19 protein-coding genes and 1 pseudogene are annotated in these 24807 nt (G+C 61.7%); 13 read left to right on the forward strand and 7 right to left on the reverse strand.

Going from position 1 to position 24807, the window contains the following annotated elements; genetic code table 11:
• Positions 1-334: 334 nt before the first annotated feature.
• Positions 335-5656, reverse strand: a complete 5322-nt coding sequence (locus tag WH91_RS11355) for an apolipoprotein A-IV repeat region-like domain-containing protein (RefSeq protein WP_046171131.1) — start codon at positions 5654-5656, stop codon at positions 335-337.
• Between the two features lie 365 nt (positions 5657-6021).
• Between WH91_RS11355 and WH91_RS11360 the strand changes: the two genes are divergently transcribed.
• Positions 6022-6414 (forward strand): Hpt domain-containing protein, encoded by a 393-nt coding sequence (locus WH91_RS11360; protein ID WP_046171132.1) that lies wholly within the window; start codon positions 6022-6024, stop codon positions 6412-6414.
• Here the strand turns inward: WH91_RS11360 and WH91_RS11365 are convergent.
• Both WH91_RS11365 and WH91_RS23420 read right to left on the reverse strand, forming a co-directional pair.
• A pseudogene (locus WH91_RS11365) lies at positions 6411-6699 on the reverse strand (HigA family addiction module antitoxin). The gene WH91_RS11360 and the pseudogene WH91_RS11365 overlap by 4 nt on opposite strands.
• A gap of 42 nt (positions 6700-6741) precedes the next feature.
• A complete protein-coding gene (locus WH91_RS23420) occupies positions 6742-7056 on the reverse strand; it encodes a GIY-YIG nuclease family protein (RefSeq protein WP_074797425.1) in 315 nt (104 codons plus the stop codon).
• Between the two features lie 256 nt (positions 7057-7312).
• Here WH91_RS23420 and WH91_RS11370 point away from each other — a divergent pair, with 256 nt between their 5' ends.
• The 11 genes from WH91_RS11370 (at position 7313) to WH91_RS11420 (ending at position 18590) form a co-directional block, all read left to right on the forward strand.
• Positions 7313-8914 (forward strand): peptide chain release factor 3, encoded by a 1602-nt coding sequence (locus tag WH91_RS11370; protein ID WP_046171133.1) that lies wholly within the window; start codon positions 7313-7315, stop codon positions 8912-8914.
• A complete protein-coding gene (locus WH91_RS11375) occupies positions 8911-10086 on the forward strand; it encodes a class I SAM-dependent methyltransferase (protein WP_046171134.1) in 1176 nt (391 codons plus the stop codon). Before WH91_RS11370 ends, WH91_RS11375 begins: the two co-directional genes overlap by 4 nt.
• 101 nt (positions 10087-10187) lie before the next feature.
• The gene (locus WH91_RS11380) at positions 10188-10508 is read left to right on the forward strand and encodes a 2Fe-2S iron-sulfur cluster-binding protein (protein ID WP_046171135.1); all 321 of its coding nucleotides are present in this window, start codon (positions 10188-10190) and stop codon (positions 10506-10508) included.
• Between the two features lie 504 nt (positions 10509-11012).
• Positions 11013-12413: a siroheme synthase CysG gene (gene cysG, locus WH91_RS11385; RefSeq protein WP_046171149.1), complete on the forward strand. Its 1401-nt coding sequence runs from the start codon at positions 11013-11015 to the stop codon at positions 12411-12413.
• Between the two features lie 4 nt (positions 12414-12417).
• On the forward strand, positions 12418-12741 hold the full coding sequence (locus WH91_RS11390; protein ID WP_046171136.1) for a DUF2849 domain-containing protein: 324 nt from the start codon (positions 12418-12420) through the stop codon (positions 12739-12741).
• Entirely contained in the window at positions 12728-14386 is a 1659-nt protein-coding gene (locus tag WH91_RS11395) for a nitrite/sulfite reductase (RefSeq protein WP_046171137.1), read from the forward strand. The genes WH91_RS11390 and WH91_RS11395 overlap by 14 nt, the downstream gene beginning before the upstream one ends.
• On the forward strand, positions 14373-15647 hold the full coding sequence (locus WH91_RS23425; protein ID WP_082102121.1) for a phosphoadenylyl-sulfate reductase: 1275 nt from the start codon (positions 14373-14375) through the stop codon (positions 15645-15647). The genes WH91_RS11395 and WH91_RS23425 overlap by 14 nt, the downstream gene beginning before the upstream one ends.
• Before the next feature lie 73 nt (positions 15648-15720).
• Entirely contained in the window at positions 15721-16746 is a 1026-nt protein-coding gene (locus WH91_RS11405; RefSeq protein WP_046171138.1) for an NAD(P)/FAD-dependent oxidoreductase, read from the forward strand.
• A 75-nt stretch (positions 16747-16821) separates the two neighbouring features.
• Positions 16822-17142, forward strand: a complete 321-nt coding sequence (locus tag WH91_RS11410; RefSeq protein ID WP_046171139.1) for a 2Fe-2S iron-sulfur cluster-binding protein — start codon at positions 16822-16824, stop codon at positions 17140-17142.
• Positions 17143-17253: 111 nt separating this feature from the next.
• Positions 17254-18021: an EAL domain-containing protein gene (locus WH91_RS11415; protein ID WP_046171140.1), complete on the forward strand. Its 768-nt coding sequence runs from the start codon at positions 17254-17256 to the stop codon at positions 18019-18021.
• Positions 18022-18161: 140 nt separating this feature from the next.
• Positions 18162-18590 (forward strand): winged helix-turn-helix transcriptional regulator, encoded by a 429-nt coding sequence (locus WH91_RS11420; RefSeq protein ID WP_046171141.1) that lies wholly within the window; start codon positions 18162-18164, stop codon positions 18588-18590.
• Here the strand turns inward: WH91_RS11420 and WH91_RS11425 are convergent, their stop codons facing one another.
• The 4 genes from WH91_RS11425 to WH91_RS11440 form a co-directional block, all read right to left on the reverse strand.
• Positions 18591-19601 (reverse strand): YcjF family protein, encoded by a 1011-nt coding sequence (locus tag WH91_RS11425; protein WP_046171142.1) that lies wholly within the window; start codon positions 19599-19601, stop codon positions 18591-18593. It abuts the gene before it with no gap.
• The gene (locus tag WH91_RS11430; protein WP_046171143.1) at positions 19598-21049 is read right to left on the reverse strand and encodes a YcjX family GTP-binding protein; all 1452 of its coding nucleotides are present in this window, start codon (positions 21047-21049) and stop codon (positions 19598-19600) included. The genes WH91_RS11425 and WH91_RS11430 overlap by 4 nt, the downstream gene beginning before the upstream one ends.
• Positions 21050-21273: 224 nt before the next feature.
• A complete protein-coding gene (locus WH91_RS11435) occupies positions 21274-22188 on the reverse strand; it encodes a homoserine O-succinyltransferase (protein ID WP_046171144.1) in 915 nt (304 codons plus the stop codon).
• A 125-nt stretch (positions 22189-22313) separates the two neighbouring features.
• Entirely contained in the window at positions 22314-23180 is an 867-nt protein-coding gene (locus tag WH91_RS11440) for a hypothetical protein (RefSeq protein WP_046171145.1), read from the reverse strand.
• A gap of 227 nt (positions 23181-23407) precedes the next feature.
• Here WH91_RS11440 and WH91_RS22625 point away from each other — a divergent pair.
• A partial coding sequence (locus WH91_RS22625) for a flagellar hook-basal body complex protein (protein ID WP_144408370.1) occupies positions 23408-24807 on the forward strand: 1400 nt, incomplete at its 3' end.

Here is a 24807-nt window from a genome sequence, read left to right on the forward strand (position 1 = left end):
CAACGCTGGAACCGTTAACCCTTGGCTATAGCTAGGAACTCTGGCCATTAACCATAGTTATTAACAGGTCACCTACATTTCTCGGAGACTCGGGATGGGCGACACTATTAATCTAAATGACGTGATTGGCCTTCAACGCCGCCGCGTTTCTAAGCTTTGGCTCGCGTATAAAATAGCGCGTGAACGAGCAGAAAAGCCTCAGAGCCTTGATGACGGTATAGCAGCAGGGAAGGCTTGGGCTACCTTCCTACATAAGTTTGAGTCCTCTCCCAAATAGCGTGCACAAACAAAACGACCCCGGTTTCCCAGGGCCGTCTTCATTCATGCAATCCGCTTAGTTCAATCGGCCGGCTGCGTGGGCGAGGGTGGTGTAGACTTTGCCGCGGTCGCTCAGGAGGTATTCGCGGGTCTCGGCGGCGGGCTGTGCGCCAGCGGCGGCGCGCTTCAGGAGCTGTTCGAACTCCGCCATATAGGCCTGTGCGGTGCGGGCGAATTCCGGATCGCGCTGCAGCTTCTTTCGGACGTCGTCATAGGTGCCCTGACCGCTCAGCGTATAGATGCGGCGTGAGAACACGTTTGACTCGCCAGCCTGATAGCGAGCCCAGGCATCGGCTAGCGCGCGATCGTCGATCGAGCGAGCGATCTCATCGGTCAGACCGGAGAGGCTCTGCTGTTGCGGCTGGGGCTGGGTGCTCTGCTGCTTGGCGGTGGCATTGCGCAGCACGTCGCGTAGCCATCCGCCGTCGGCGGCGGCCGTTGCCGGCTCGGCTTCCGCCTGAGCGGGCTCGGGCTGGCGCACAGGTTCCGGCTGACGGGCCGCCTCGGCCTGACGAACGGGCGCGGCCTGACGCACGGGTTCGGGCTGGCGCTCCACGGTGCGGATCGGATCGACCAGCGTCTGGCGAGCGGGCTCGGCACGATAGGTTTCGCGGGCCGGTTCCGGCTGGCGCGGCTGGTAGGCCGGAGCCTCGATGCGGTTTTCAACGCGCGGGGCAGGGCGCGGCGGGCGGCGATCGTTGAGGTCATGCGTGGCAGGCTGGCTGCGCACGATGGCGTTGAGTTCGCTGAGCGCTTCGATCTGCTCGGCCACCACGCGGCGCATGGCGGCGGCACTGGCGCGGGTTTCTTCGGGCAGTTCGTTGACGCCGCGGGCCAGTTCGGCGCGCGTTGCTTCAAGTTCGCTGCCCACTTCGCGCGCCGTCTCGCGCATGGCGCGGGCGGTGTCGTTGAAGCGCAGGGTGGCTTCCTCGATGGCGCGCTGCATTTCGGTAGCCATCTGCTGCTGGGCCTGCTGCAGGGCAGTAGAGGCGCGGCGGCTTTCGGCATCGGCAGCGGTGCGGAAGTCGCCCATTTTCTCGGTGACTTCGCCGGTGGTCTCGTCCAGCGTTTGGCGGAAGGTTCCAGTGGTGTCGTCCAGCGTCTGCCGGAACGTGCCGGTGGTCTCGTCCAGGGCACGTCGGAAGTTGCCGGTGTTGCTGGCGATGGCGTTGCGCACCGAAGCGGAGCTGTCGTTGATCGTCTCGGCCAGTGTGCTGGTGGTGGATGTCAGCACGTCGGTGACGCTGCTGGCCGTCGAGGACAGCATATCGCTGACACGGCTGGCATTGTCTTCCAGCGCGGAATTGACCTGCGCGGTCTGGTCGTTGAGGGCGAAGCGGACCGAGGAAGAAGTCTGGCTGAGGACAGCAGCGGCGGCGTCGGCGGCGCGCTGCACGGCACTGTCGACCTGATCGGCATTGGTCTGGAGGGCGTTTGTCACGGTGTTGGTCGAAGTTTCGATGGTCTCGACGATGGTGCCGGTGGTTGCGGTCAATGCCTCGTCCATGGCGCGGCGAGCGCCGATCAGGCGGCGTTCCGTGTCGTTGACCGTGTCGGCGATCGACTGGGCGAACATGCGCATGCGGCCATCGATATCGTCGGCGCGGGTGGCGAAGCTCTCGGCCAGCGCATCCATGGCGCCGCGGCGATCTTCCAGCGTCTGCAGGGCATTGTCGCCGTTAAGGGTGAGCGCCGTCGAAGCCTGAGACATCTGGGCGGCTTCGGCGTCGAGCTTGCCAAGGACCGAGGAGAATTCCTCGACCATGCCGCGGATGGTGGCCTGCAGTGCCTGCACGTGCTGGCTGACCATGGCGCCGGCCTGTTCGGTCTGGCCGATGGCGTCGCGCACGGTGCTCGAATAGGTCGAGGTCTGCTGGGCAACGCTGGTTTCGAGATTGGCGAGGTTGGCCGTCGACGCATCGAGCACGCGCTGCAGCAGCAGGTTGCTGTCGTTGAGCTTGCCGAGTGCCGAAGTGACATCGGTGAGAATGCGCGAGGTGGACACCGCCATGATGGCTTCGGCTTCGCGGGCGTTCTCGCCCAGCGCATCGCGCAGCAGGTTGCCATGGCTGTTGAGCGCGCCCTGCAGCTGTGCCGATTTCTCGTTGACCAGATGAGCGAAGGCCGTGGTGTGCTGCTCGACCGACTGGTTGATGTCGGTGAGGCGGGCTTCGATGCTGGTAGCCGCACCAACGGCCTTGACCGTAATCAGCTCGTCGATATCGGTCGCTGCGGAGCGGATGTGCTCGAGCGCGGTGCGTACGGCGCCATCCATGCGATTGGCCGTGGCGGTGATATCGGAGACGATATTCTGGCTGGCAACGGTGATGCGGGTGGCGATGGTTTCCTCGATGCGGTCGGCGCCGGCTTCGAGGTCGGTCATCGACTGGGTGATCGAGGTGTTGATCGAGGCGTTGAGGGCCGCCAGGCGCTCGGCCGTGATATCCGCACGGGCGGTGATGGCCTCGGGCAGGGAGCCCAGGCGCTTGTCGACCATTTCGGTGATGGCGTCGCGTGCCGATGTAACGCCGGATTCAATGAGCTCGGCAGCTTTGCGCGCGCTTTCGCTGACGGTGCTGCTGGCCGCATCGATACGCGCCGTCATGCCGTGCTCGGCATCGGACAGGCGCGAGATGGCGTTGTCGAGGCCAGTGCCGAGATTGCTGTTGAGCTCGGATACCTTGTCGGCAATGCGCGAGGACATGGCATCGACGCGCTGGCCCATATTGTCGGTTGCTTCGCGCAATGCGCCGTCGATCTTGGTGCGAGCATCTTCGCCCTGCAGAGCGATGGTCTCGGCCAGCTCGGCCGTGCGGAAGCCGATGGTTTCGCCTATCGACGAAGTATGGGTTGCCAACGTGTCGTTGAGCGCCTGGGTGCGCTGACCAAGGGCCTCCGACAGCTGCTGGGTGCGGGTGCCGACTGCCTGGGCCAGTTGCTGAGTGCCGCCATCGAGCGTGGTCCGGAACTCCATGGCGCGGGCGTCAAGTTCGCCGTGCAGCGCTACGGTGCGCTCATCGAGCTGGTTGACCAGCGTATCGATGCGGTCGCCAAGGCCGACACCAAGGATGCCGGTTCGCTCGTCCAGCTGGCTCACCAGCGCATTGGTGCGTTCATCGAGCTGGCTGACCAGCGTGCCGATGCGATCTTCGAGGCCAATCCCAAGTGAACCCGTCCGCTCATCGAGCTGGCTGACTAGGGCGCTGGTGCGTTCGTCGAGCTGGTTGGCCAGCGTTCCGGTGCGAGAATCGATCTCGAGCGACAGCGTTGTGGTTTTTTCCGAAAGCGTATCGGCGAGGCGCTGGGTGCGGCCGGCAATGGCCTGGTCGAAGGTGGTGGTGCTGCTGGTCAGGGTCGCGCCAAGCTCTTCGCTGCGTGCGCGGATCGCGTCGGTAAGTTCGGTGGTGCGGGCGACCAGCAGGTCATCGACAGCCGAGCTGCGGGCGTCGAGTGCCTCGGCGATGACGCCGGCATGGCCTTCCAGCGAGTCCGACATTTCGCGGGTGCGGTTGGTCAGGCTTTCGGTGATTGCCTTGGTGCGGGCGCCCAGCACTTCGCCCAGTTCGCGGGTGCGTTCGGTGACGACGTCGTTGAAGCGGCCGGATTCTTCATTCAGGGCCATTTCAAGCACATTGGCGCGGGCGGCAAAGCTGGTGCCCTGTGCTTCGAGGCGGGCAATCAGTGTATCGCCCTTGTCGCCGATGACGCCGTCCAGCGTGTGCAGGCGGGTGTCGAGTATTGAGGCGATTTCACTCAAGCGGGCGTCAAACTGGCCCAGCGAATCCTGTCCGGCTGTAGCCAGCGTGATGCGGGCGCGCTCCGAGGTGTCGTCCAATGCGCCGTTGATTTCGAGCACAGCCGTCTGCAGGCGGCTATCCATCGCATTGAGCTGGATCGATACCGACTCGTCGAGCTGGCGGGTGAGGGCATTGAGCATGACCTCGGCTTCGCGCGAGCGGGAGGTAATGTCTTCGGCGATGCGTTGGCCGATCATGTCGAGGCCGCCGGTCACTTCGTGGCCGCGGTCACGCAACTGATCCAGCAGCGAAGCTCCGCCGTCGGTCAACAGGGTAGAGAGACTTGCGGTGCGTTCGTCGAGCGCCGAGGTCAGCTCGCCGGTGCGCTGTTCGATCAGCCCGGCAATGGTCTGGGTGCGGTCTTCGAAGCTGCCGGTAAGGGCCGCCGTGCGTTCTTCGATGGCCTGGGTGCGCGAATCGATCGCCGAGGCGATCGAGATGGAGTGCGAATCGAGGGCATCGGTCAGCGAGGCAATGCGATGTTCTACGCCCGAATTCAGCTCGGCGGCGCGCTCGTCGAGCGCCTTGGTCATAGTGGCCGTCTTGTCGTCAAAAGACAGGGCCAGGCGGCCGGCGCTGTCGTCGAGGGCGCCCATGAAGTCGTTGGTACGGTTATCGACCAAGGATACAAAGTTCTCGGTGCGTTCGCCAAAGGTGTTGGTCAGCGTATTGCCGGCGGTTTCGAGCGCACGGGTCAGGTTGCCGCCGCTTTCGACGATGGTGCCGGCGATGCGCTGGCTGATCATGTCGAGATCGAACACCAGGCCGGTATGGCTCTCGGTGATGGCTTCGCGGACGCGCTCGGTATTGGTCAGCACGCTTTCGCGCTGGCTGGCCAGTTCGGCGATCAGCGCACGCATGCGCGATTCATTGTCTGAGTAAGTGCGCTCGAGCGCGGTGACTTCGTTGTGGATCATCACTTCGAGCTCGCCAGCGCGCGACAGGGCGCGTTCGAGGCCATCGCCCAGCGCGTTGACTTCGCGGCGCACGGCTTGGCCGACCGAGGCGACCTTGTCGGCGGCAGTCACTTCAGGCTCGGCCAGACGCATTGCAGCCTGGGTAATCGAGGAGGCGGCGTTGCGCAGATCCTGCGCGCGGCGGAACAGGGTGGCGACGGCAAAAAAGCCCATCACCGGAAGGAAAATGATGGCGATCAGGCCGATAAAATCGACGGTGCCGACGAACTGGCCCAAGTTGGCCATCTGCGGACCATAGCGCAGCCATGCGACCGTGCCGGAAACGGCAAGCCAGACCAGCGACAGCAAGACTGCGATCCAGGTCGGTGTGGCCGACGAGCGGCTCTGCAGGTTGTAGAGAATCTTCGAGGCTGGGAAACGATCGTCATTGGCGACAGGACCGGCCTGCTGGGCGATTTTGTCGGCCGCACGTAGGCGTTCCGAACGCGCCGTATCGGAGGCGCGGCGCTCGGGCGCCTTGTCCGGGGTACTATCGAGATTGAACACCGAATCCTTGAGAGCGTCTTCCACTGCCGAAAAGGCCAGCGCGGCAGGATCGTTATGGGGGGTCAGGTTCTTCGCCATACTCTTTACAACTCTCGCGTCGGCTTCACAGCAACAAGGCGGACTATGGGAGTTGTCATGACTCCGCACCCGTTTCCGGTCGCATCGTCAAATGGAAACAATTCGATGCAATTGCCCCGCATCGTTCCCCCGCCCTCGCCGCCGCGCGCTGGTTCAAAGCTCATTAATACATTCAATTTTACGCAAACCGAGCGCTATCTTACCCAAAGGTTAATTTTTTGGGGAAGACGCGCCGTCACCTCAATCGAGCAAGCAAGGCGAAGGTGTGGCTTAATCAGCTGTTCACCCGGGCAATCTAGGCTGGTGGGGTGGTATTGCCCAGTTTTGTAACGGGCATGCGGACCACGTCAGACCAAGGAGCCGCCATGGCGTCGTCAGCAGTAACCGCCAAACAGGCCGAACCGACCCTCTATATGCGCTCGATGCGGCCGGTCGACCTAGTGCATCTGGCCAAGCAGTGCCTGGGCGACGAAAACCTGGAACTGGAAATCCTGCGCCTATTCGACACCACGGTGAAAACCTATTTCGACCGGCTCGAACTGGCTGCCAACTACGACGATCTGGCGCTGAACCTGCATTCCATCAAGGGCGCCGCCAGCGGCGTCGGCGCCTGGACCATCGCGGATCTCGCCAAGGGTTGCGAAGCCGAACTGCAGGCCGGCCGTCCCCTGACCACCGAACGCATCGCCGACCTTGGCATCGCAGTGGAAGAAGTGCGGAGCTTCATCGCCCGCATGCTGAGCAACGAAGCGGCCTAGGCTGCCATCGTTTCGATGCGTTCGAGCTCTGCCGCCAAGGTTGCGGCGTCGTGGCCAAGATCATAGGCCACCTGCATGTTCAGCCAGTAATGCGGCGTCGTGTCGAAATACTTCCCCAAACGAAGTGCCGTGTCAGCCGTAATGCGTTTCCTTGACCAGTCGCTCGATCCGCGTGCGCGGCACGTTCAGCTTCCTGGCCAGCGCCCCTGCCGACATGCCGAGAGGAACAAGATACTCCTCTCGCAGGATTTCGCCGGGATGAAACACCGGCATAGTGATTGCCATTTGTCATGCCGCTCCATGGGCTGTGGTGACTACCAGTGGACCTCATGGTGAGCCCGTCGAACCACGAGGGCGTGCTGCCGCCGTTCGGGCCAGCGCAGGCAGCCCCTCATAGTCGCCTGCCATCAGCGCCTCTTTCTTCCTGCGTGACCATCCCTTGATCTGCCGCTCGCGGGTGATGGCTTCGCGTGCACTTTCAGTGGTTTCGACACACCTCACGACGACCGGCCGACGCGAATGCGTGTAGCCCTCGACCACACCCGCATTGTGTTCCCAAAGGCGCTCTTCCATGGGGCGCCGTGTCAGTCCGGTGTAATAAGAACCGTCCGAGCACTCGAGAATGTAAACTGTGAAAGTCATGTGCCACGCCCTCGTGGTTCGACAAGCTCACCATGAGGTCTGCTGGTGGATCGCGCAATGCCGCAGAAATCTTGAGCTGATTTCTGAGTAGACCTCGTGGTGAGGCCGTCGAACCACGAGGGCGTGGCGTAACAGTTTGGGCACTCCACCGACAATCGCTGGCGCCCGCCCAATTTGACCCTCTGCGCACCATCACCTATATAGCGCGCAACCCTGCCGCGCCTTTGCCTGCGGCCCCTCGAGTCCAGCAGTATCGATGACCGTATCCACCGCCGCCGAGGTCGCGCCCCGGCCCATCTCCGAACCGTTCCGCACCCGCCGTACCTTTGCGATCATCTCGCATCCGGATGCTGGCAAGACCACGCTGACCGAACGGCTGCTGGCCGCAGCGGGCGCCATCCAGTCGGCCGGCGCGGTGCGCGGCAAGGCGGGGACGCGCTCGACCCGCTCGGACTGGATGGAGATGGAGCAGCAGCGCGGCATTTCCATCACCTCCTCGGTGATGACCTTCGAGTATGACGGGCTGACGCTCAACCTGCTCGATACGCCGGGCCACTCGGACTTTTCCGAGGACACCTACCGCACCCTGACTGCCGTCGACGCCGCCATCATGGTGATCGACGCCGCCAAGGGCATCGAGGCGCAGACGCTGAAGCTGTTCGAAGTCTGCAGATTGCGCGACATTCCGATCATCACCTTCATCAACAAGGTGGACCGCGAGGGACTCAGCCCGCTGGAGCTGATCGACGAAATCCAGGGCAAGCTGGCGCTCGACCTGACGCCAGTGCTGTGGCCGATCGGGCAGGGCGTCGATTTCCACGGTTATCTCGACCTGCTGGAAAAGCGCGTGCTGTCGCCGCAGGGCAAGCCGATCGCCGAATATGATGCAATCGAAGACCTGCTGGACAACGAGACCCTAGTCGACGATCCGGTGTTCATGACGGCGCTCGAAACGCTGGAAATGGCCAAGGCCATGCTGCCGCCGTTCGACCTCGAAACTTTCCATGCCGGCCATCTCAGTCCCGTACTGTTCGGTTCGGCACTCAAGGGCATTGGCGTTGCCGAGCTGCTGCGCACGCTGGGCGAATGGGGCCCCGAACCACGGCCGCAGCCCGCCATTCCTGAGCCGATCGAGCCGAGCGACAAAAAGGTTGTCGGCTTCGTGTTCAAGGTGCAGGCCAACATGGACGCCAATCACCGCGACCGTATCGCCTTTGTCCGGCTCTGCTCGGGCACTTTCACGCGCGGTATGCGCCTCAAGAACGTACGCTCGGGCAAGGACATGGCCGTCTCCAATCCGATGTTCTTTTTTGGCAATGATCGCGAGCTGGCGGAACAGGCTGTGGCGGGCGACATCGTCGGCATTCCCAATCACGGCACACTGTCGGTGGGCGATACGCTGACCGAGGGCGCCATCATCAACGTCACCGGCATTCCGAACTTCGCGCCGGAAATCATCCGCCGCGTCCGCCTCACCGACCACATGAAGACCAAACAGATGGCCAAGGCGCTGTCCGACCTGTCGGAAGAGGGCGTCACCCAGGTGTTCCGCCGCATGGTCGGTGCCGACTGGATCGTCGGCGTGGTCGGCGCGCTGCAGCTCGAGGTGCTGAGCTCGCGTGTCGCCAAGGAATATGGCGTGCCGATCACCTTTGAGAGCCTCAACTACGAAGTGGCGCGCTGGGTCGAAAGCGACGATCCCAAGGAGCTGGATCGTTTCATCGCCTCCCAGAAGATGAACATGGCCGAGGACCGCACCAACGCCCCGGTATTCTTGGCGCAAAACGCCTGGTGGGCCGATCGTGCCAAGCAGGATTTCCCGAAAATCCGCTTCCTGACCACGAAGGAACGGCATTGAGCACCGAGCGCATCGAAGAGTTCCTTTCGGCCGTTAAGAATGCGTTTATAAACGGTTCATTGTTGCGGCTGAAACTGGGCGGCTATCACGGCGACGAGCCCGATCTGAAGTCGATCGACGTCAAGAAAATCGTGGTCAAGGGCGGGGATAAGTTCAGCTTCACCTTCCACTACAAGACCCGCGACATCATCAAGAATCAGATCCAGCCCGAAGCGCTGGGCAACCTGCGCATCGCGCTGACCGAGGAGTTCCGCAGCGCCCAGCTCGCCACCACCGAGTTCGACATGAGCTTTGAGCGAAATGGCGACAAGGTGCGGCTCAAGCGCATGGAAGCCGCCGGCCGCGAGGCGCCATCGACCGATCATAACCGCGCCAAGAACCGTCCGCTGCGCGAGACCGACAAGCCCTACCTGCTTGCCCTCGGCATCACCGGCAAGGACGGCGTCGTGCGCAATGATGCGCAGGATAAGTTCCGGCAAATCAACAAGATGGTCGAGATTTTCGCGCCATTGATTCAGGCGATCGAGGCCGACAAGCCGCGCATCGTCGACATGGGCGCCGGCAAGGGCTACCTCGATTTCGCGCTGTACGATTATCTTGCCAATGTCGCCAATCGCCCGGCCGAAGTCATCGGTGTCGAGTTGCGCGATGGCTTGGTGAAGGACGGAAACAACACCGCTGCCGCATCGGGCTTTTCCGACCTGACCTTCGTGCCCGGCACCATCATCGACTATGACGCGACGGGGGCCGATGCCGTCATTGCGCTGCACGCCTGCGATACCGCGACTGACGACGCCATCTTCAAGGGGATAACTGCTGGAGCGTCGCTGATCGCCGTCGCGCCTTGCTGCCACAAGCAAATCCGCCGGCAGATGGAGGCGGGGAAGCCGGCCGGTGAGCTGCATGTGCTGCTGCGCCACGGCATCTTCTTGGAACGCCAAGCCGAGATGGTCACCGACACGCTGCGGGCACTGCTGCTGGAGTTCAGCGGCTACAAGACCAAGGTGTTCGAATTCGTCTCGGATGCGCATACGCCGAAGAACAATCTGATCGTCGCGGAGAAGGACGCCCGAACCGGGCGCGACCGCGATGCGGTGCTCAAGCAGATTGCGGAGGTGAAGGCGATGTTCGGAGTGGACAAGCATTACCTCGAAGGATTGCTGGGGCTCTGATCTTCTCAGCTCTCCCCCAAGGGAGAGGTGAAGGCGCCCCGCCTTCCTAAATCCATCCCCATCCCCTATATCCGTCTCACACAGCAAGCCCCTAGAGACCCATGACCAAGATCACCTTCGTCCAAAAGGACGGCGCCCGCATCGAGACTGAAGGCCAGAATGGCTCCACCGTGATGGAAACCGCCATCATGAACGCCGTTCCGGGCATCATCGCCGAATGTGGCGGCGCCTGTACCTGCGCCACCTGCCATGTTTATGTCGATGAAGCCTGGACCGAAGCGGTCGGCGGCCCGTCCAACATGGAAGAAGACATGCTGGACTTCGCCTTCGACGTCACCGCCCAGAGCCGGTTGAGTTGCCAGATCAAGGTGAAGGACGCGCTGGATGGCTTGGTGGTGCATGTGCCGAGCCGGCAGGGCTAAGCGTTAGCTTGGAGGCGCAATCCTAGTGGGAGCATTCTGCGGTGGTGCAATATCCCTTCCACCCACCGCTTTTCCCTGGGAGTTGATCCGAGGGTTGCTTGTCGCTTGCGCCGAATTGTGAGCGGCCCTGGGGTCAAGCCCGAGGGAGAAAGCCATTAGTGGGTCCATTCAGGTGCTTGCCAGCCCGCCACCCCACTCTCGATGTCATCCCGGCGCAGGCCGGGATCCATCCTTAGGTCTTTCCGCGGGCAGCGTTGGCGACGCTATCTCAGGATGGGTTCCGGCCTGCGCCGGAATGACAGCGTGGGTCAGATGCGCTCCTTGGATGAGCAAAATTTTCTTCCCGCTCGCCGCGCTAAGATTCATTTAGCGGCTTTCACCTTAGAACGCTTCGAGCTTTCCACGCGCCGCCCTGCAAGGGGAATATAAAAGCGATTGAATTTCAACGCCTTGCCGGAGTGGGCCGGATCGGATTATTTTCCCACGGTCATCACCAGGGTTCCAATGGGTCAACTCAACACATTTCCGTTGAGCTACAAAGTACAGGGTCAGCGCATCGTCCTCATCGGCGGTGGAGAAGAAGCCCTCAACAAAGTCCGATTGGTCATTAAGACGACTGCTCAGGTCGTGATTATCTCCCGCAACATCGAGCCGCTGTTTGCAGCCTTCGACGTCGAGCTGATCAGGCGTCCTTTTGTGCCGTCCGATCTCGACAATGCCGCCCTGGTTTTCGTTGCCGAAGAGAGCGACGATGCCGAGCTGGCCAAGGTTACCGCCCGCGTTCGCGGCATTCCGCTCAACGTCGTCGACGTGCCCGCCGAGTGTGATTTTTACACGCCATCCATCGTCGATCGCGCACCGCTGACCATTGCCATTTCCAGCGAGGGCAATGCCCCGGTGCTGGCGCGGCTGGTTCGGGCCCGGATCGAGGCCATGCTGCCGCCGGCTTTCGGCAAGGTCGCGCGGCTGGCTGGCGGCTTGCGCCAGCGGGTTGAAAGCTTGATCCACGATGGTCCAGCCCGCCGTCGCTATTATGAGGCACTGGTCAGCTCATCCCAGGTCGAAACTGCCGTCAGTGCCAGCCCGGTGGCGGGTCGCTATCAAGCTGAAGTCCTGCTTGAACAGCATATCAAGGCCGGCGAGACCAAGGGCGTCGTCTGGCTGATCGGCGCCGGTCCCGGTTCGGAAGACCTGCTCACCCTGCGCGCCCAGCGGCTGCTGCAGGAAGCCGATGTCATCGTGCATGACCAGCTGGTACCCACCGTCGTCGTCGATATGGGCCGCCGCGATGCCGAGCGGATCGACGTCGGCAAGGCCACGGGCCATCACAGCTTTTCGCAGGCCCAGATCAATACGCTGATCGTGCGGCTGGCCGGGCAGGGCAAGCGCGTTGCTCGCCTCAAGTCCGGCGATCCGATGATTTTCGGCCGGGCCGGCGAAGAAATCGTGGCGCTGCGCAAGGCCGGGATCGATTACCAGATCGTCCCCGGCATCAGCGCGGCGCTCGCTGCAGCCGCAGATACCGCCACGCCGGTTACCCTGCGCAAGGTATCAAGCGGCTTCATCATGGCCACCGCGCATGGCGCCGATGATGGCGACCTCAGCCACTGGGCGTCACTGGCGCAGTCTGGCCTGACGCTGGCGCTCTACATGGGCAAATCAATCGCGTCCGACGTCGCGTCGCGGCTGATCGCGCATGGCGCATCGGCAGATTTGCCGGTTGGCATCGTGATCAATGCAGGCCGCGCCGACAGATCCACATATTCGGGCAAGCTGTCCGCCTTGGCCTCGGGTCAGGTAGCGTTCAACGAAGGCCCGGCAATCATTCTCGTAGGCGAAGCCGTTGAGGCCGGAGACTGGGCAAATTCCGTCCAGCTCGCCGGCATAAGCTTCAAGGTAGCATAGCAGCATGGAAATTCTGACTGGCAATGAACTGACGTCCGGCGGGACGGTTTACCTCGACGCAAGCGGCACCTGGGTGGAAAGCCTCGCGGCAGCGCGCGTGTTTTCCAAGGAAGAGACCGCCGAGCGCGATGCTGCACTGGCGGCCACCAAAGCCGGCGGCCGGGTAATCAGCCTTGAGATCGAGGAAGTGACGCTGGAGCAGGGAATCATCACTCCCAAGCGCCTGCGCGAACGCATTCGGGCTGCGGGTCCCTCCGCGCCATTGACTTTAAACGGCGAGATTTACGACCGCCAGCATCTGGATGAGGACGGTCATGTATCGATATGACGAATTCGACGCGGCCTTCGTCATGGGCCGCACCGCGCAGTTTGCCGATCAGGTGAAGCGCCGCCTGTCGGGCGAAATGACCGAGGAGCAGTTTCGGCCCCTCCGGTTGATGAACGGGCTCTACCTGCAGCTGCATGCCTATATGCTGCGCATCGCGGTGCCCTATGGCACCCTGTCGGCAAAGCAGATGCGGATGTTTGCCCACATCGCGCGCACCTATGATCGCGGCTATGGCCACTTCACGACGCGCCAGAATATCCAGTTCAACTGGCCGCGGCTCAAGGACGTCCCGGCGATCCTCGAAGAATTGGCATCGGTAGAGATGCACGCCATCCAGACTTCGGGCAATTGTATCCGTAATGTCACGGCCGATCATTTCGCCGGCGCTGCCGCCGACGAGATCATCGATCCGCGCCCGATCGCTGAAATCCTGCGCCAGTGGTCGAGCCTCCACCCCGAATTCAGCTACCTGCCGCGCAAGTTCAAGATTGCCGTCACTGGAGCGCCGAACGATCGCGCTGCCATCCGTTTTCACGACATCGGGCTGCAGGCGGCGACCAATGCGGCGGGCGATATCGGCTGGGAGGTCTGGGTCGGCGGTGGTCTTGGCCGCACGCCGATGATCGGCAAGCTGATCAACAGCTTCGTGCCGAACGAGCACTTGCTGGCGTATCTCGAAAGCATCATGCGCGTTTACAACCGCTATGGCCGCCGGGACAACAAGTACAAGGCGCGCATCAAGATCCTGGTGCATGAAGAAGGCCTCGAGACCATCAAGGGCCAGGTCGAAGCAGAGTTCGCCGAAGTGCGCGGTGGCGTGCTGTCTCTGCCGTCCGAGGAAGTCGATCGCATCACGACGTACTTTGCGCCGCCCGCATTCAAGGTGCAGCCTGCGACCAAGATCGACGTGGCCTACCAGTCAATCATCGACCCGGCTTATGGGCGCTGGCTCGACCACAACATCAACTCGCATCGCGAGCCGGGCTATGTCTCGGTCACCATTTCGCTCAAGCCCGTCGGCGGCGCCCCCGGCGATGCCACCGACAAGCAGATGGACGACATCGCCGATATCGCCGAGCGCTATGGCTTCGACGAACTGCGCGTGACGCATGAGCAGAACCTGGTGCTGCCGCATGTTGCCATCACTGACCTGCGTGTCGTCTATGACGCACTGGTGGCCACTGGTTTTGCCGACGGCAATACCGGGCTGATCACCGATATGATCTGCTGCCCGGGGCTCGATTTCTGCGCGCTTGCCAATGCGCGCTCGATCCCGCTTGCGCAGGAAATCTCGCGCAAGTTTGCCGAGCCGAAGCGTCAGGCGGAAATCGGCGAGCTCAAGATCAAGATCTCGGGCTGCATCAATGCCTGCGGCCACCATCACGTTGGCCACATTGGCATTCTCGGCGTCGAGAAAAAGGGCGGCGAGCTGTACCAGATCACCTTGGGCGGCGACGCTACCGAGCACGCCGCGGTCGGCAAGATCATCGGGCCCGGCTTTGAGGCCGAGCAGGTGCCTGGCGCCATCGAAACGCTGGTCGACACCTATATCGCGCGGCGCCAAAGCGCTGACGAGACGTTCATTCAAGCCTACCGACGCCTCGGGGAAGCGCCGTTCAAGGAGGCCCTCTATGGCAATGCCTAAATTGGCTCATACTCCCGCCGCGCAGGACAAGCTGCGGGCGCTGGGCATTCTTGCCCTCAATGGCATGTTCGACGAAATGGACGCCGTCGGCGTGCTGCGCTACGCGGTGAGCGATGTGTTGCCGGGCGACCTGGCGATCGTCTCGTCTTTCGGCGCTGATTCCGGCGTGCTGCTGCATCTGGTGGCGCAGGTCGATCCGTCGATGCCGGTGTATTTCCTCGAAACCGGCAAGCATTTCACCGAGACGCTGGACTATGTCGAGACGCTGAAAAAGCACCTCGGCCTGATCAATGTCCACGCCATCCATCCCAGCCCGGAAGATGTGAAGCGTTTTGATCCGGCGGGAACCTTGTGGGAAACCGATCCCGACAGCTGCTGCCACATTCGTAAGACCGAGCCGCTGGAGCCGATCACAGAGCAGTATGGCGGCTGGGTTACCGGCCGCAAACGCTTCCAGACCAAGGAGCGCGGCGTGCTGCCGCATTTCGAGCTGACCAGCGACGATCGCATCAAGGTCAACCCTTTGGCCTACTTTACCGATGCCGATGTCAACCAATACAAGATCGACCACGGCTTGCCCGAGCACCCGCTGTTCGCTAAGGGCTACAAGTCGATCGGCTGCGCCCCCTGCACTTCGGTGGTTGCCGAGGGCGAGGATCCGCGCGCCGGACGCTGGCGCGGCCTCAACAAGAAAGAGTGCGGCATCCATTTCGATTTCAACGGAGCGATCGCCTCGCCCATGACCGCTGCGACCAAACATACGCTCTGGAAAGATGGCGCCTTCATCGCCGATCCGTTCCACGAATGGACCGAAGCCGACGAGCCGGCGACGGCAAGCTACAAGCATGTGCCGCTGCCGGTGTTCCTCGCCAACCGCGATGCCTTCCTCGCCACCCAGCACCCGCTCGGGCTGCTGGTGCTGCCGGGCGACAATGTCGAGCAGGTGGAAGCCGATCTCGGACGCTTTGTATCGGTGGCCATCAAGTTCCCCGCCTTCAGCGATGGACGCGGCTATTCGACAGCACGGTTGCTAGTAGAACGCTACAATTACGCTAACGAAGTGCGAGCCATCGGCGACGTCTTGCAGGACCAGATTCCGCTGATGCGCCGCTGCGGTTTCAACGCTTTTGTAGTGACCCATGAGCCGACGCGCGAAGCGCTGATCGAGAACCGGCTGCCTGAGGTGGCGCTGTTTTATCAGCCGGTCGGGGTCACTGAAATCCCTGTCGGCACGCGCCCCTTTCTTCGTCGCGTCCACTGAGGTAAGTGGACCGCAACTATCCTATTTAATCCGGGGACCTTGAACCCCCGGCGAAACGGACTTTGAGATCAAGATGAGCACTGAAATCACTACCGATGTCGTCGTCATCGGCGCTGGCCCCTGCGGACTGTTTGCAGCCTTCGAACTTGGTTTGCTCGATCTCAAATGTCATTTCATCGACATCCTTGACCGGCCCGGCGGGCAGTGCGCCGAGCTGTATCCTGAGAAGCCGATCTACGATATCCCCGGCTTCCCCGTGATCACCGGCCAGCAGTTGACCGACAATTTGATGGCCCAGATTTCGCCGTTTGCGCCGGAATTCCATTTCAACCGCATGGTCAATTCGATCGAGAAGCAGGCCGACGGATCGTTCCGGCTGGAGACCGATGCTGACGAAATCTTCCACACCAAGGTAGTGGTGATCGCCGCCGGTGGTGGTTCGTTCCAGCCCAAGCGCCCGCCTGTCGAAAACATCGAAGCCTTTGAAAACAAGTCGGTTTTCTATTCGGTCCGCAAGATGGACGACTTCCGCGACCAGGACGTGGTGATCGTCGGCGGCGGCGATTCGGCGCTCGACTGGACGCTCAACCTGCAGCCTATCGTGCGCTCGCTGACGCTGGTGCATCGCCGCGACGCCTTCAAGGCCGCGCCGGCCTCGGTCAACAAGATGAAAGAGCTGGTGATGGAGGGGAAGATCAACTTTCTCCTCGGCCAGATCGGCAAACTGGATGGCGAGAACGGGCAGATCAACCATGTGCATCTGATCACTGACGCGGGCGACTTATCGGTGCCGGCAACGCGGCTGCTACCGTTCTTCGGGCTGACCATGAAGCTCGGTCCGGTCGCGGACTGGGGCCTTGAGCTGAACGACAACACCATCAAGGTCGATACCGAGAAATTCGAGACCTCGGTGCCCGGCATTTTTGCCATCGGCGACATCAACTATTACCCGGGAAAACTCAAACTTATCCTCTCCGGTTTCCACGAAGCTGCCCTGATGGCCCAAGCCGCAAAGGCCATCGTTTCGCCCGGCGAGCGCGTGGTGTTCCAATACACCACCAGCTCGACCAAGCTGCAAAAGAAGCTTGGCGTGGCCTGAGCCTAGCGTTAACGCCTTTTCCTTGCGGGAAAGGCATTTTGCGGGGTATGGACGCCGCGTTGTTGAGGACCGCGCATGATCATTCACGTCACCGACCAGCAGGGTGAAAACCACGCGCTCGAAGGTCTCGAAGGCTGGCGCGTGATGGAAGTGATCCGCGACTGGGGCCTTGATATCAAAGCAGAATGTGGCGGCGCACTGAGCTGCGCCACCTGCCATGTCTATGTCGACAAAGATTGGCTCGACGTCGTCGGCGCCCCCAGCGACGAAGAAGAAGACATGCTCGACAGCGTCGGCGATGTCCGCTCCAATTCCCGCCTCAGCTGCCAGATCCTGTGCAGCGATGCGCTGGACGGGCTCAAGGTTACGCTGGCGGCCAGTGCCTCGAAGGACTGATCGGTCGCAGACGTAGTTATGCGTAACCTGATTTGAGAGAATGTTTACAATCCTGTGGCAGCCTAGCGTCAGCATCAGCCCAAAAATGACAATCATCTCAGGATCATAGTGATGACTTCTGCAACCAGTTGCGCCGGCTGTCGCAACGCTGACGCCAGTGCATTCGCCATACCATTCACCATGGCGTTCCAGCCGATCGTCGACGTGGTGGCGGACAAGATATGGGGCTATGAGGCCCTGGTCCGCGGCGTCGGGGGCGAGGGCGCCTTCCAGGTGTTGAGCCAGGTCAACGAGCAAAACCGCTACGCTTTCGACCAGGCCCGTCGGGTCAAGGCGATCGAGCTGGCCGGTGCCGGTATCGCTGGAGGGGACGCAAAGCTCAGCATCAACTTCATGCCCAACGCCGTCTATGAGCCCAAGGCCTGCATTCGCGCCACCCTTGAGGCGTCCGGGCGGATGCAGTTCGATCCGAAGCGGCTGATGTTCGAGTTTACCGAGAACGAGCGGATGGACGACGTTGCTCACGTCAGTCACATCGTGGCGGAATATCGCCGGATGGGTTTCACCACGGCGCTCGATGATTTCGGCGCTGGCTATGCCGGGCTGGCGCTACTGGCCAAGTTCCAGACCGACCTGATCAAGCTTGATATGGAACTGCTGCGCCACATCGAGGCCTCAAGGGTCAAGCAGGCCATCGTGCGCGGCCTGGTGGGTATCGCCGCAGAACTTGGAATAACGGTGCTGGCCGAAGGCGTCGAAACCGCTGAAGAGCTTTCGGTGCTCAGGGCCACTGGCATCAGGCTGTTCCAAGGCTATTATTTTGCCCGACCGGTTGTCGAGAAATTCCAGTCTTATGGCGAGTTGAGCAGGGCCGCCTAGGAGTCAGGGCCGGCCATCGGTCCGGCTCCGGTTGTTTTCATTCAAATTATCATCTGGTATCCTTTGGAAACTGACGCTATATAAGTGACTGTCCAGGGTGGCGCGGGACGGTTGTTTTTTCCATACCCGAGGCACCAAAAATGACACCGGCACAACTGCACATTCACAACGATTGCCGGCCCGTTGGCGAGATCCTGCACCATATCGGCGGCAAATGGACAGTGCTGACCATCAACCTGCTGAGCGACGGACCGAAAAGGTTTTCTGAGATCAAGCGCCAGATTGGCGGGATCAGTCAGAAAGTGCTGACGGCCACGTTGCGTGAGTTGGAAATGGACGGCTTTGTCACCCGGACGGTGACGCCATCAATCCCGCCGCGGGTTGATTACGAACTGACCGAGTTGGGAAGCGACCTACAGAAGCCGCTCGACGTGCTGGGCAGGTGGGCCGTCGATAACCGGCCGAAGGTGCTCGAAGCGCGCGGGCGGTTTTTCAGCCTGCACCCCGAGGCCAAACCCAAAGCCAATTCGAAGCTGGCCACTTTGCCGTTGATGCAAGCCGCCGAATAGTTATTTCGGATCGGCCGCCAGCTTTGTCAGTTCGCCGATGAAGTCCCGCACCATCGGCTGCTTTTGCGTTTCGAAGGGCAGGGGGCGGACGACGCGCATTGCGGCGATGCCGACACGGACCGTCATCAGGCCGTTGACCACGCCTTCGCCCAAGCGGGCGGAGAGCTTTGCGGCAATGCCTTGGCCGACCAGTTGCTCGACAACGCCGTCGGTCAGAACCAGGCCGCCGGTGACAGCCAGATGGGCCAGTACGGCACCGGTAAGCCGGAAGAAGCCGAACAGGCCCGGGCGGGCGCCGTAAAGGGCTGCAATAGCTCCTGCCAGCCGGATGCTCTCGTACACGACGAAGGCGATATCCACCAAGGCGCGAGGCGAGACTGCAGTCACGAGCGCGACGCGTCTGGCAGACGCTGCCGTCAATGCCTTGGCGCGGGCGTCGAGGGGCGCCATCAGGCTGCGTTCGGCGAGGGCGATAGTTTCGTGGCCGTCGAACAGATGGGGGATATTATCGACCACCTGCTGCCGCGCGCGGGCCAGGTCGGGCCGGGCGGCATAGATGGCGGTCAGGCTATCGACGACCTTGTGGGCGCGGTGAGCGTCGTTTTCGGCGGTCGCCAGGACGGCATCGCGCTTGAGGGCATCTAGCACGCGCAGGCGGCGCAGGGCGAACATTTCGCGTGCGCACAAAGCCAGCACGGCGACGAGGAACGCACCCAGCACGCCGAGACCAAGCCAGCCTAGCCATTCATTGGCGGTGAACAGGTCATGGATCAGCCGGTCGGCGGCGAGGCCGAGGCCGGCGGAAACCAATATCCCACCTGTGGTCCAGGCCAGTCGCTTCAGCCAGCCCATGCGGCGGGGCGGGCGCGCAGTAGCCTCCGCTTCGTCGATGGACGCGTCGAACTCTGGTTCGGTCAAAATCACGCTGGCCGGCGCGAAGGCGCGTGGCATGCGGTAGGCTTCGGTGTCTTCCACGGGCGTGGTGGTGGGGCGTGCGATCGGGCGTTTCATGCGAGCCAGTCTCCCGCCAGATAGTCGAGGGCGCGGTCAAAGCGGATATGGGGCAGCACGACATCGCCGTTGGTGTTGCGGTCTAGGGTCTGGGGTGGCGTGAAGCGCAGGAAGTTCAGCTCCACCGGCCGTCCGTCCTCGAACAATGAGTCCGGGCGCTCCGGCAAGTCACCGGGAAACAAGGCGATTTCGGTTTTCCCGTCATAGGCCGTGCCATCGAGCATTTCGCCGGCCATCGGCGTGCCGATGATGGTGGGCAGCGTCTCGCCGCCCTCGCTGATTGTGCCTTCGCGGGTGGCGCGGATACCGGCCAAGGCGATGGATTTCGTCTCGACACCAGCAAAGCGGGCTCGCTTGCTGGCATTCGAAACGAGACGATTGAGGATGATTTCCAGCCGGTCGTGGCTGGTGTGATGCACGTGGTCGGCCTTGGTGGCGGCAAACAGGATGCGGTCGATCTTGCGTACGAATGGGCGCAGCAATGGATTGGTCTCGCCCTGCCGGAAGCAGGCGAGGACGGCGCTGAGCGCGGTTTCCAGATCGGCAACGGCGGTGGGGCCGGCGTTGAGGGCGCGAAGCGTATCGACCAGCACGACCTGCCGGTCGAGCCGGGCGAAGTGATCGCGGAAGAACGGGCGAACCACTTGATCCTTGTAAGCCTCGTAGCGCCCTTCCAGCATGGCATAGAGGCTGTTGCCACGCACGTGCTGCTGCGGGCGGGGCAACGGGGCAAAGGTCAGCGCGGGCGAGCCCTCGAGGTCGCCGGGCAGCAGGAAACGACCGGGCGGCAGGGTTGACAGCGCGCCATGCTCGCGGGAGCGTCGCAGATAATCGGTGAAGGCCGCGGCCAGCCGTTCGGCATCAACGTCATTGGCGTTTTTGAGCGGATCGATTTCCCCGAGCAGTGTGATGAAGGGGCCGGCCTCCTTGCCGGAGTCCGGGCGATTGGCTCGGTCGAGCGCTTCTGCGCTCCATTCGGCAAAGCTCAGTCCCAGCAGCGGCAGGTCGAGCAGCCATTCGCCGGGGTAATCGACGATATCCAGATTGAGCGTCGATGGGCCCGTGATGCCGGCGTACCAGTGCCTCGACTGGAATTTCAGGACGAGACGGAGCTGGGATATGCGACGCGTGCTTTCGGGCCAGAACGGCGTCTTGCCGGTCAGCGCGGCCAGATGCTGCTCATAGGCAAAACGCGGGATAGTGGCGTCCGGATACTCGGCAAGCCGGGCGCCGATGAAGCGCCCCTCGGCCAGCGGCGCAAAGCCGGGCATGCGGCCCCCGGTCAGCAGATTGTGGACTAGGGCGGTGATGAAAATGGTCTTGCCGGCGCGGCTGAGGCCGGTGACGCCTAGCCGAAGCGTCGGCGTAAAGGCCCCAGTCGCGGCATCGGCCAGGTTGGAGAGGGCAATGCCCAGTTCGTCGACGATGGTCGTGGGAGAATTGGGCACGCGCGGGTCTCTCGATCAATCCGCAAGATAGGGATTTGTGGAAAGGGTTCAAGCGGGGATGGGAAGGGCGTTTGCTCGCTGGTACGAGGGCTTTCGCCTCCCTCCCCTTGAGGGGATGGAGCGAGGGAGGGGGTGGTCCGGTTGATTACGGATAGACCCCACCCCAACCCCTCCCCTCAATGGGGAGGGGAGCAAAGGCCGCAGCGCCTTGGTAAAAGCCGCGTCTAGGCCTTTCCGATCTCGGCCTTGTCATAAGGCGTCGTCTGGTAAATCTCGTTGATCCAGTTCTGGAACAGCAGATGGGCATGGCTGCGCCAGCGGTTTTCCGGCGTGGCGCTGGTGTCGCCATTGGGAAATAGGTTTGTCGGCTGGGGCGTATCGAGCCCCGCCTTGACGTCCCGCTCATATTCATCGGCTAGCGAGCGGTTGTCATACTCCAGATGATTGAGAAAATGCACCGCGTGGTGCTTCTGGTCACCGAGCATCGAGACGCCGATCTCGGCATTGTCGATCAGCACTTCGAGATCGGCACCCAGCGTGGTGCGGTCGATATCATTGTAGCGCGAAACCGGGATCATTGGGCTATCGGAAAAACCGCGCAGGAAGGGCGAGCGCGGGTTGACCACCAGATGGCGGAATACGCCGAAGGCCTTTTCCGCCATACGATAGCGTTGCGCACCGTGGAAATGGTGCAGGGCGGCCTGGGCGCCCCAGCAGATGAACATGGAGTGGTGCACATTGGTCTGCGTCCAATCCATGATTTCCACCATCTCCTTCCAATAGCGCACCTCTTCGAACGGGATGTTTGCGATGGGCGCACCCGTGACGATGAAGCCGTCGAACTTCTGCTCCCGCACCTGTTCCCAGGTCTTATAGAAGGTGTTGAGGTAGTCCTCCGAGGTGTGCTTGGACTGGTGCTCAGTGATGCGCACGAGGGTCAGCTCCACCTGCAGCGGCGTCGAGCCGATCAGGCGGGTGAACTGGGTTTCGGTGCGCTCCTTGTTGGGCATGAGGTTGAGCAGGCCGATGGAGAGCGGACGGATGTCCTGCCGCGCGGCGCGGGTCGAATCCATCACGTAGACACCCTCGTCTTCAAGGGTCTTGCGAGCGGGCAGGTTGTCGGGAATTCGAATAGGCATATCAGCCTCTTAAGCCAGTTTGATCGAAAAACGATTCAGGCGGTACGCGTCTCCCCGTGGAGATCGCCGGTCTCGTGGCGCGCTTCCGAACCGGAAAAGCGGGGTCCACTTTTCCTGGAAGCGCGCTAGCGCATTCGCTTTTCGATCGCGGCGGCCATCAGGTCGATGAACTCGTCGCCGTCGCGCACGGTGGCGAGGTCTGAAGCCTCCACCACATAGCCAAAATTGTCGGCCAGTGCCTGGTAGCGCGGCAGACGGTCATGCATCAGGGCTTCGAAACCCCAGGCGCCGAAGCCGGCTGGGTCAACGTCATGATCTTCGACGATGCCGTTGATGAGCTTGTACTCGGCCCATTTCGCCACCAAGAATTCGGGCCGGTAATAGATCGGCTTGGGGCTCTGCTTGAAGCGGCGGACCAGCTCTGCCGCGTCCTTGCCGGTGCCGCGGATGTAGAGGAGGGCCGTGGAGGCGGCGAGCGTTTTCACCACTTCGTCGTTCGGATCGGTTTGGTCGATGACCTCGATCAGCGAACCGCCGGTATCGGTGATGAAATCGTCATAGTTGTAGAGCGACTGCGCGCGTTCGATGAAATGTGGCACGTCCCTGAGTGCGGCAATTTCGGCCACCCGATGCTGCTCCTGGCGACGCTGGTATTCCTCCAGCGGCAAGCCTCCCTTGTCAGGGTTTCCGGGCCTGCCCAAGTAGGTCGAGAGCGGATCGAGATTGTCGAAGGTGATGTTGGACGAAATGTAGATCGAGTCCGAGCGCAGCAGTTCGGCGAGGAACGGCAGCTTCATCGCTTCGTGCTTGAAGTTGTCAACGATGTACTCGCCCATGTACCGCGTGCCGATGCGGTAATCGGCCGAGTAGTGAAACCACTTGCTGGCCCGCAGCATGTTGCTCAGGCGCGTCTTGCCAACACCGGCCATGCCGAACACGGTCACGGCGCGGCGTGGCGCTTTCACGAATTCATCGGCACTCGAAAACAGCATGGAACGCCCCGGTATTGCGGTCTCTGCATTACTGCAACGGCCCTCCGATCACAAGCGGGCGGCAATTTCTGCCGCGTGCTCGGACTCTCTTGCCGGGATATCGCCGCAATTGCAGGCAGTTATCCTGAAAAACCCAGCAAAATCAGAGGCCAAGGTAGTTGGCATCCTCCTTGCACAGGTAGTGGGGAACGCGTCGGACGGCGCAAACGGGTTTTACGGAGTTTCACATGGGCATTTATGGCGCTCTTTCCAGTGCGGTGACCGGTCTGCGGGCCCAGGCGCATGCGCTGGAAAACATTTCGGGTAATATCGCGAACTCGCAGACCACGGGCTACAAGCGCATCGAGACCGATTTTCTCGACCTGATCCCCGATGCTCCGATCTCGCGCCAGGTCCCCGGCGCCGTTCTCTCACAGTCGCGCGGTACCAATGATATCGGCGGCGATATCAAGACGGTCTCGAACGAGACCTTCATCGCGCTGAACTCCAACGGCTTTTTCGTCGTCGAGCCAAAAACTGGCCAGTCGGACGGCAAGCCAGTATTTTCGGGCAGCAATTTCTACACCCGTCGCGGCGACTTTGAAATCGACAAGGATGGTATGCTGGTCAACGGTGCCGGCTACTATCTCAAGGGCCTGCCGATCGATACGACAACCGGTAACGTGTCCGGATCGGTTCCAGAAGTCATCAAGCTGTCGAACGCGTTCCTCCCAGCGCAGCGGACGGGCCGGATCGACTATCAGGCGAACCTGCCGCAGATTCCCAAGACGACATCGTATAATGCACTGGTGCCGGGCAGTGAATTGCTAAATACGGGTAGCTATCTAGGTCTTGCGGCGGCGGATACCGGCATAACTATCCCAGGTCAGCCCGCAACGGTGACCGGTCGGACATTTGCCGCTGCCACCAATCCCGTTTCAGGTGCGGATGATGCCATAAACAACGGGTTTGTTGCAGGTCAGACGGTCAGCTTTGGAGCCGCCGGGCAAACTGTTATTTTCCAGTTCCGAGCCACTGGCGGTCCTGCGGTAACGCCTCCGAATATCGAAATCGAACTTACCGCCAATCGGAAGACGGTCAACGTACTCGCCGAGATGGAGCTAAAGTTGCAGGCTGCGGGCCCCCAATTCGGATCGGCCACAGTTGGCGTTGTAGATGGAAAGCTCGCTGTCAGCATGGGCTCCAATGTCACAGACTCACTAGTCATAGGCGGTGGCACGGGGGCCACGAGTCTGGGGCTTGTCGAAGGCACGCAAAAGCCACCAACTGCGGCGCAGCGCGTTATCGGCGCAGCGTTCGTGGATCAGGGTGTATTGAGCTTCACAGCAAATACCGTTCCTCCGAAAACCGTGTCCCTTCAGTTCTACACTCCTCCCGGCACGGCCTCGGCAGGTAATGTTGGAGTTAGTATTCCGGCTGGCTCCAAGGTCGGGGACGTGCTGGCCTCCATGCAGGAAAAGCTCCGATCCCAAGGTGGGGCCGCATTTTCGACCGCTACTGTCAGCATTGACGCCACAGGCCAAATTGGCGTGAGCATGGGCACGAACAAGACCAACAACCTTACGGTTGCCGGTGCAGGTGCGACTGCCCTAGGCATTAACGGCGCGTTTCAGGCCACCCGCCCACA

It is taken from the genome of Devosia psychrophila, from assembly GCF_000971275.1.
Lineage (GTDB): Bacteria > Pseudomonadota > Alphaproteobacteria > Rhizobiales > Devosiaceae > Devosia > Devosia psychrophila.

Bases quoted from the DNA above. Each gene is read 5' to 3' on its own strand.
- WH91_RS11355 (WP_046171131.1), bottom strand. From the start codon at position 5,656: ATGGCGAAGAACCTGACCCCCCATAACGATCCTGCCGCGCTGGCCTTT.
- WH91_RS11360 (WP_046171132.1), top strand. From the start codon at position 6,022: ATGGCGTCGTCAGCAGTAACCGCCAAACAGGCCGAACCGACCCTCTAT.
- WH91_RS23420 (WP_074797425.1), bottom strand. From the start codon at position 7,056: ATGACTTTCACAGTTTACATTCTCGAGTGCTCGGACGGTTCTTATTAC.
- WH91_RS11370 (WP_046171133.1), top strand. From the start codon at position 7,313: ATGACCGTATCCACCGCCGCCGAGGTCGCGCCCCGGCCCATCTCCGAA.
- WH91_RS11380 (WP_046171135.1), top strand. From the start codon at position 10,188: ATGACCAAGATCACCTTCGTCCAAAAGGACGGCGCCCGCATCGAGACT.
- cysG (WP_046171149.1), top strand. From the start codon at position 11,013: ATGGGTCAACTCAACACATTTCCGTTGAGCTACAAAGTACAGGGTCAG.
- WH91_RS11390 (WP_046171136.1), top strand. From the start codon at position 12,418: ATGGAAATTCTGACTGGCAATGAACTGACGTCCGGCGGGACGGTTTAC.
- WH91_RS11395 (WP_046171137.1), top strand. From the start codon at position 12,728: ATGTATCGATATGACGAATTCGACGCGGCCTTCGTCATGGGCCGCACC.
- WH91_RS23425 (WP_082102121.1), top strand. From the start codon at position 14,373: ATGGCAATGCCTAAATTGGCTCATACTCCCGCCGCGCAGGACAAGCTG.
- WH91_RS11405 (WP_046171138.1), top strand. From the start codon at position 15,721: ATGAGCACTGAAATCACTACCGATGTCGTCGTCATCGGCGCTGGCCCC.
- WH91_RS11410 (WP_046171139.1), top strand. From the start codon at position 16,822: ATGATCATTCACGTCACCGACCAGCAGGGTGAAAACCACGCGCTCGAA.
- WH91_RS11415 (WP_046171140.1), top strand. From the start codon at position 17,254: ATGACTTCTGCAACCAGTTGCGCCGGCTGTCGCAACGCTGACGCCAGT.
- WH91_RS11420 (WP_046171141.1), top strand. From the start codon at position 18,162: ATGACACCGGCACAACTGCACATTCACAACGATTGCCGGCCCGTTGGC.
- WH91_RS11425 (WP_046171142.1), bottom strand. From the start codon at position 19,601: ATGAAACGCCCGATCGCACGCCCCACCACCACGCCCGTGGAAGACACC.
- WH91_RS11435 (WP_046171144.1), bottom strand. From the start codon at position 22,188: ATGCCTATTCGAATTCCCGACAACCTGCCCGCTCGCAAGACCCTTGAA.
- WH91_RS11440 (WP_046171145.1), bottom strand. From the start codon at position 23,180: ATGCTGTTTTCGAGTGCCGATGAATTCGTGAAAGCGCCACGCCGCGCC.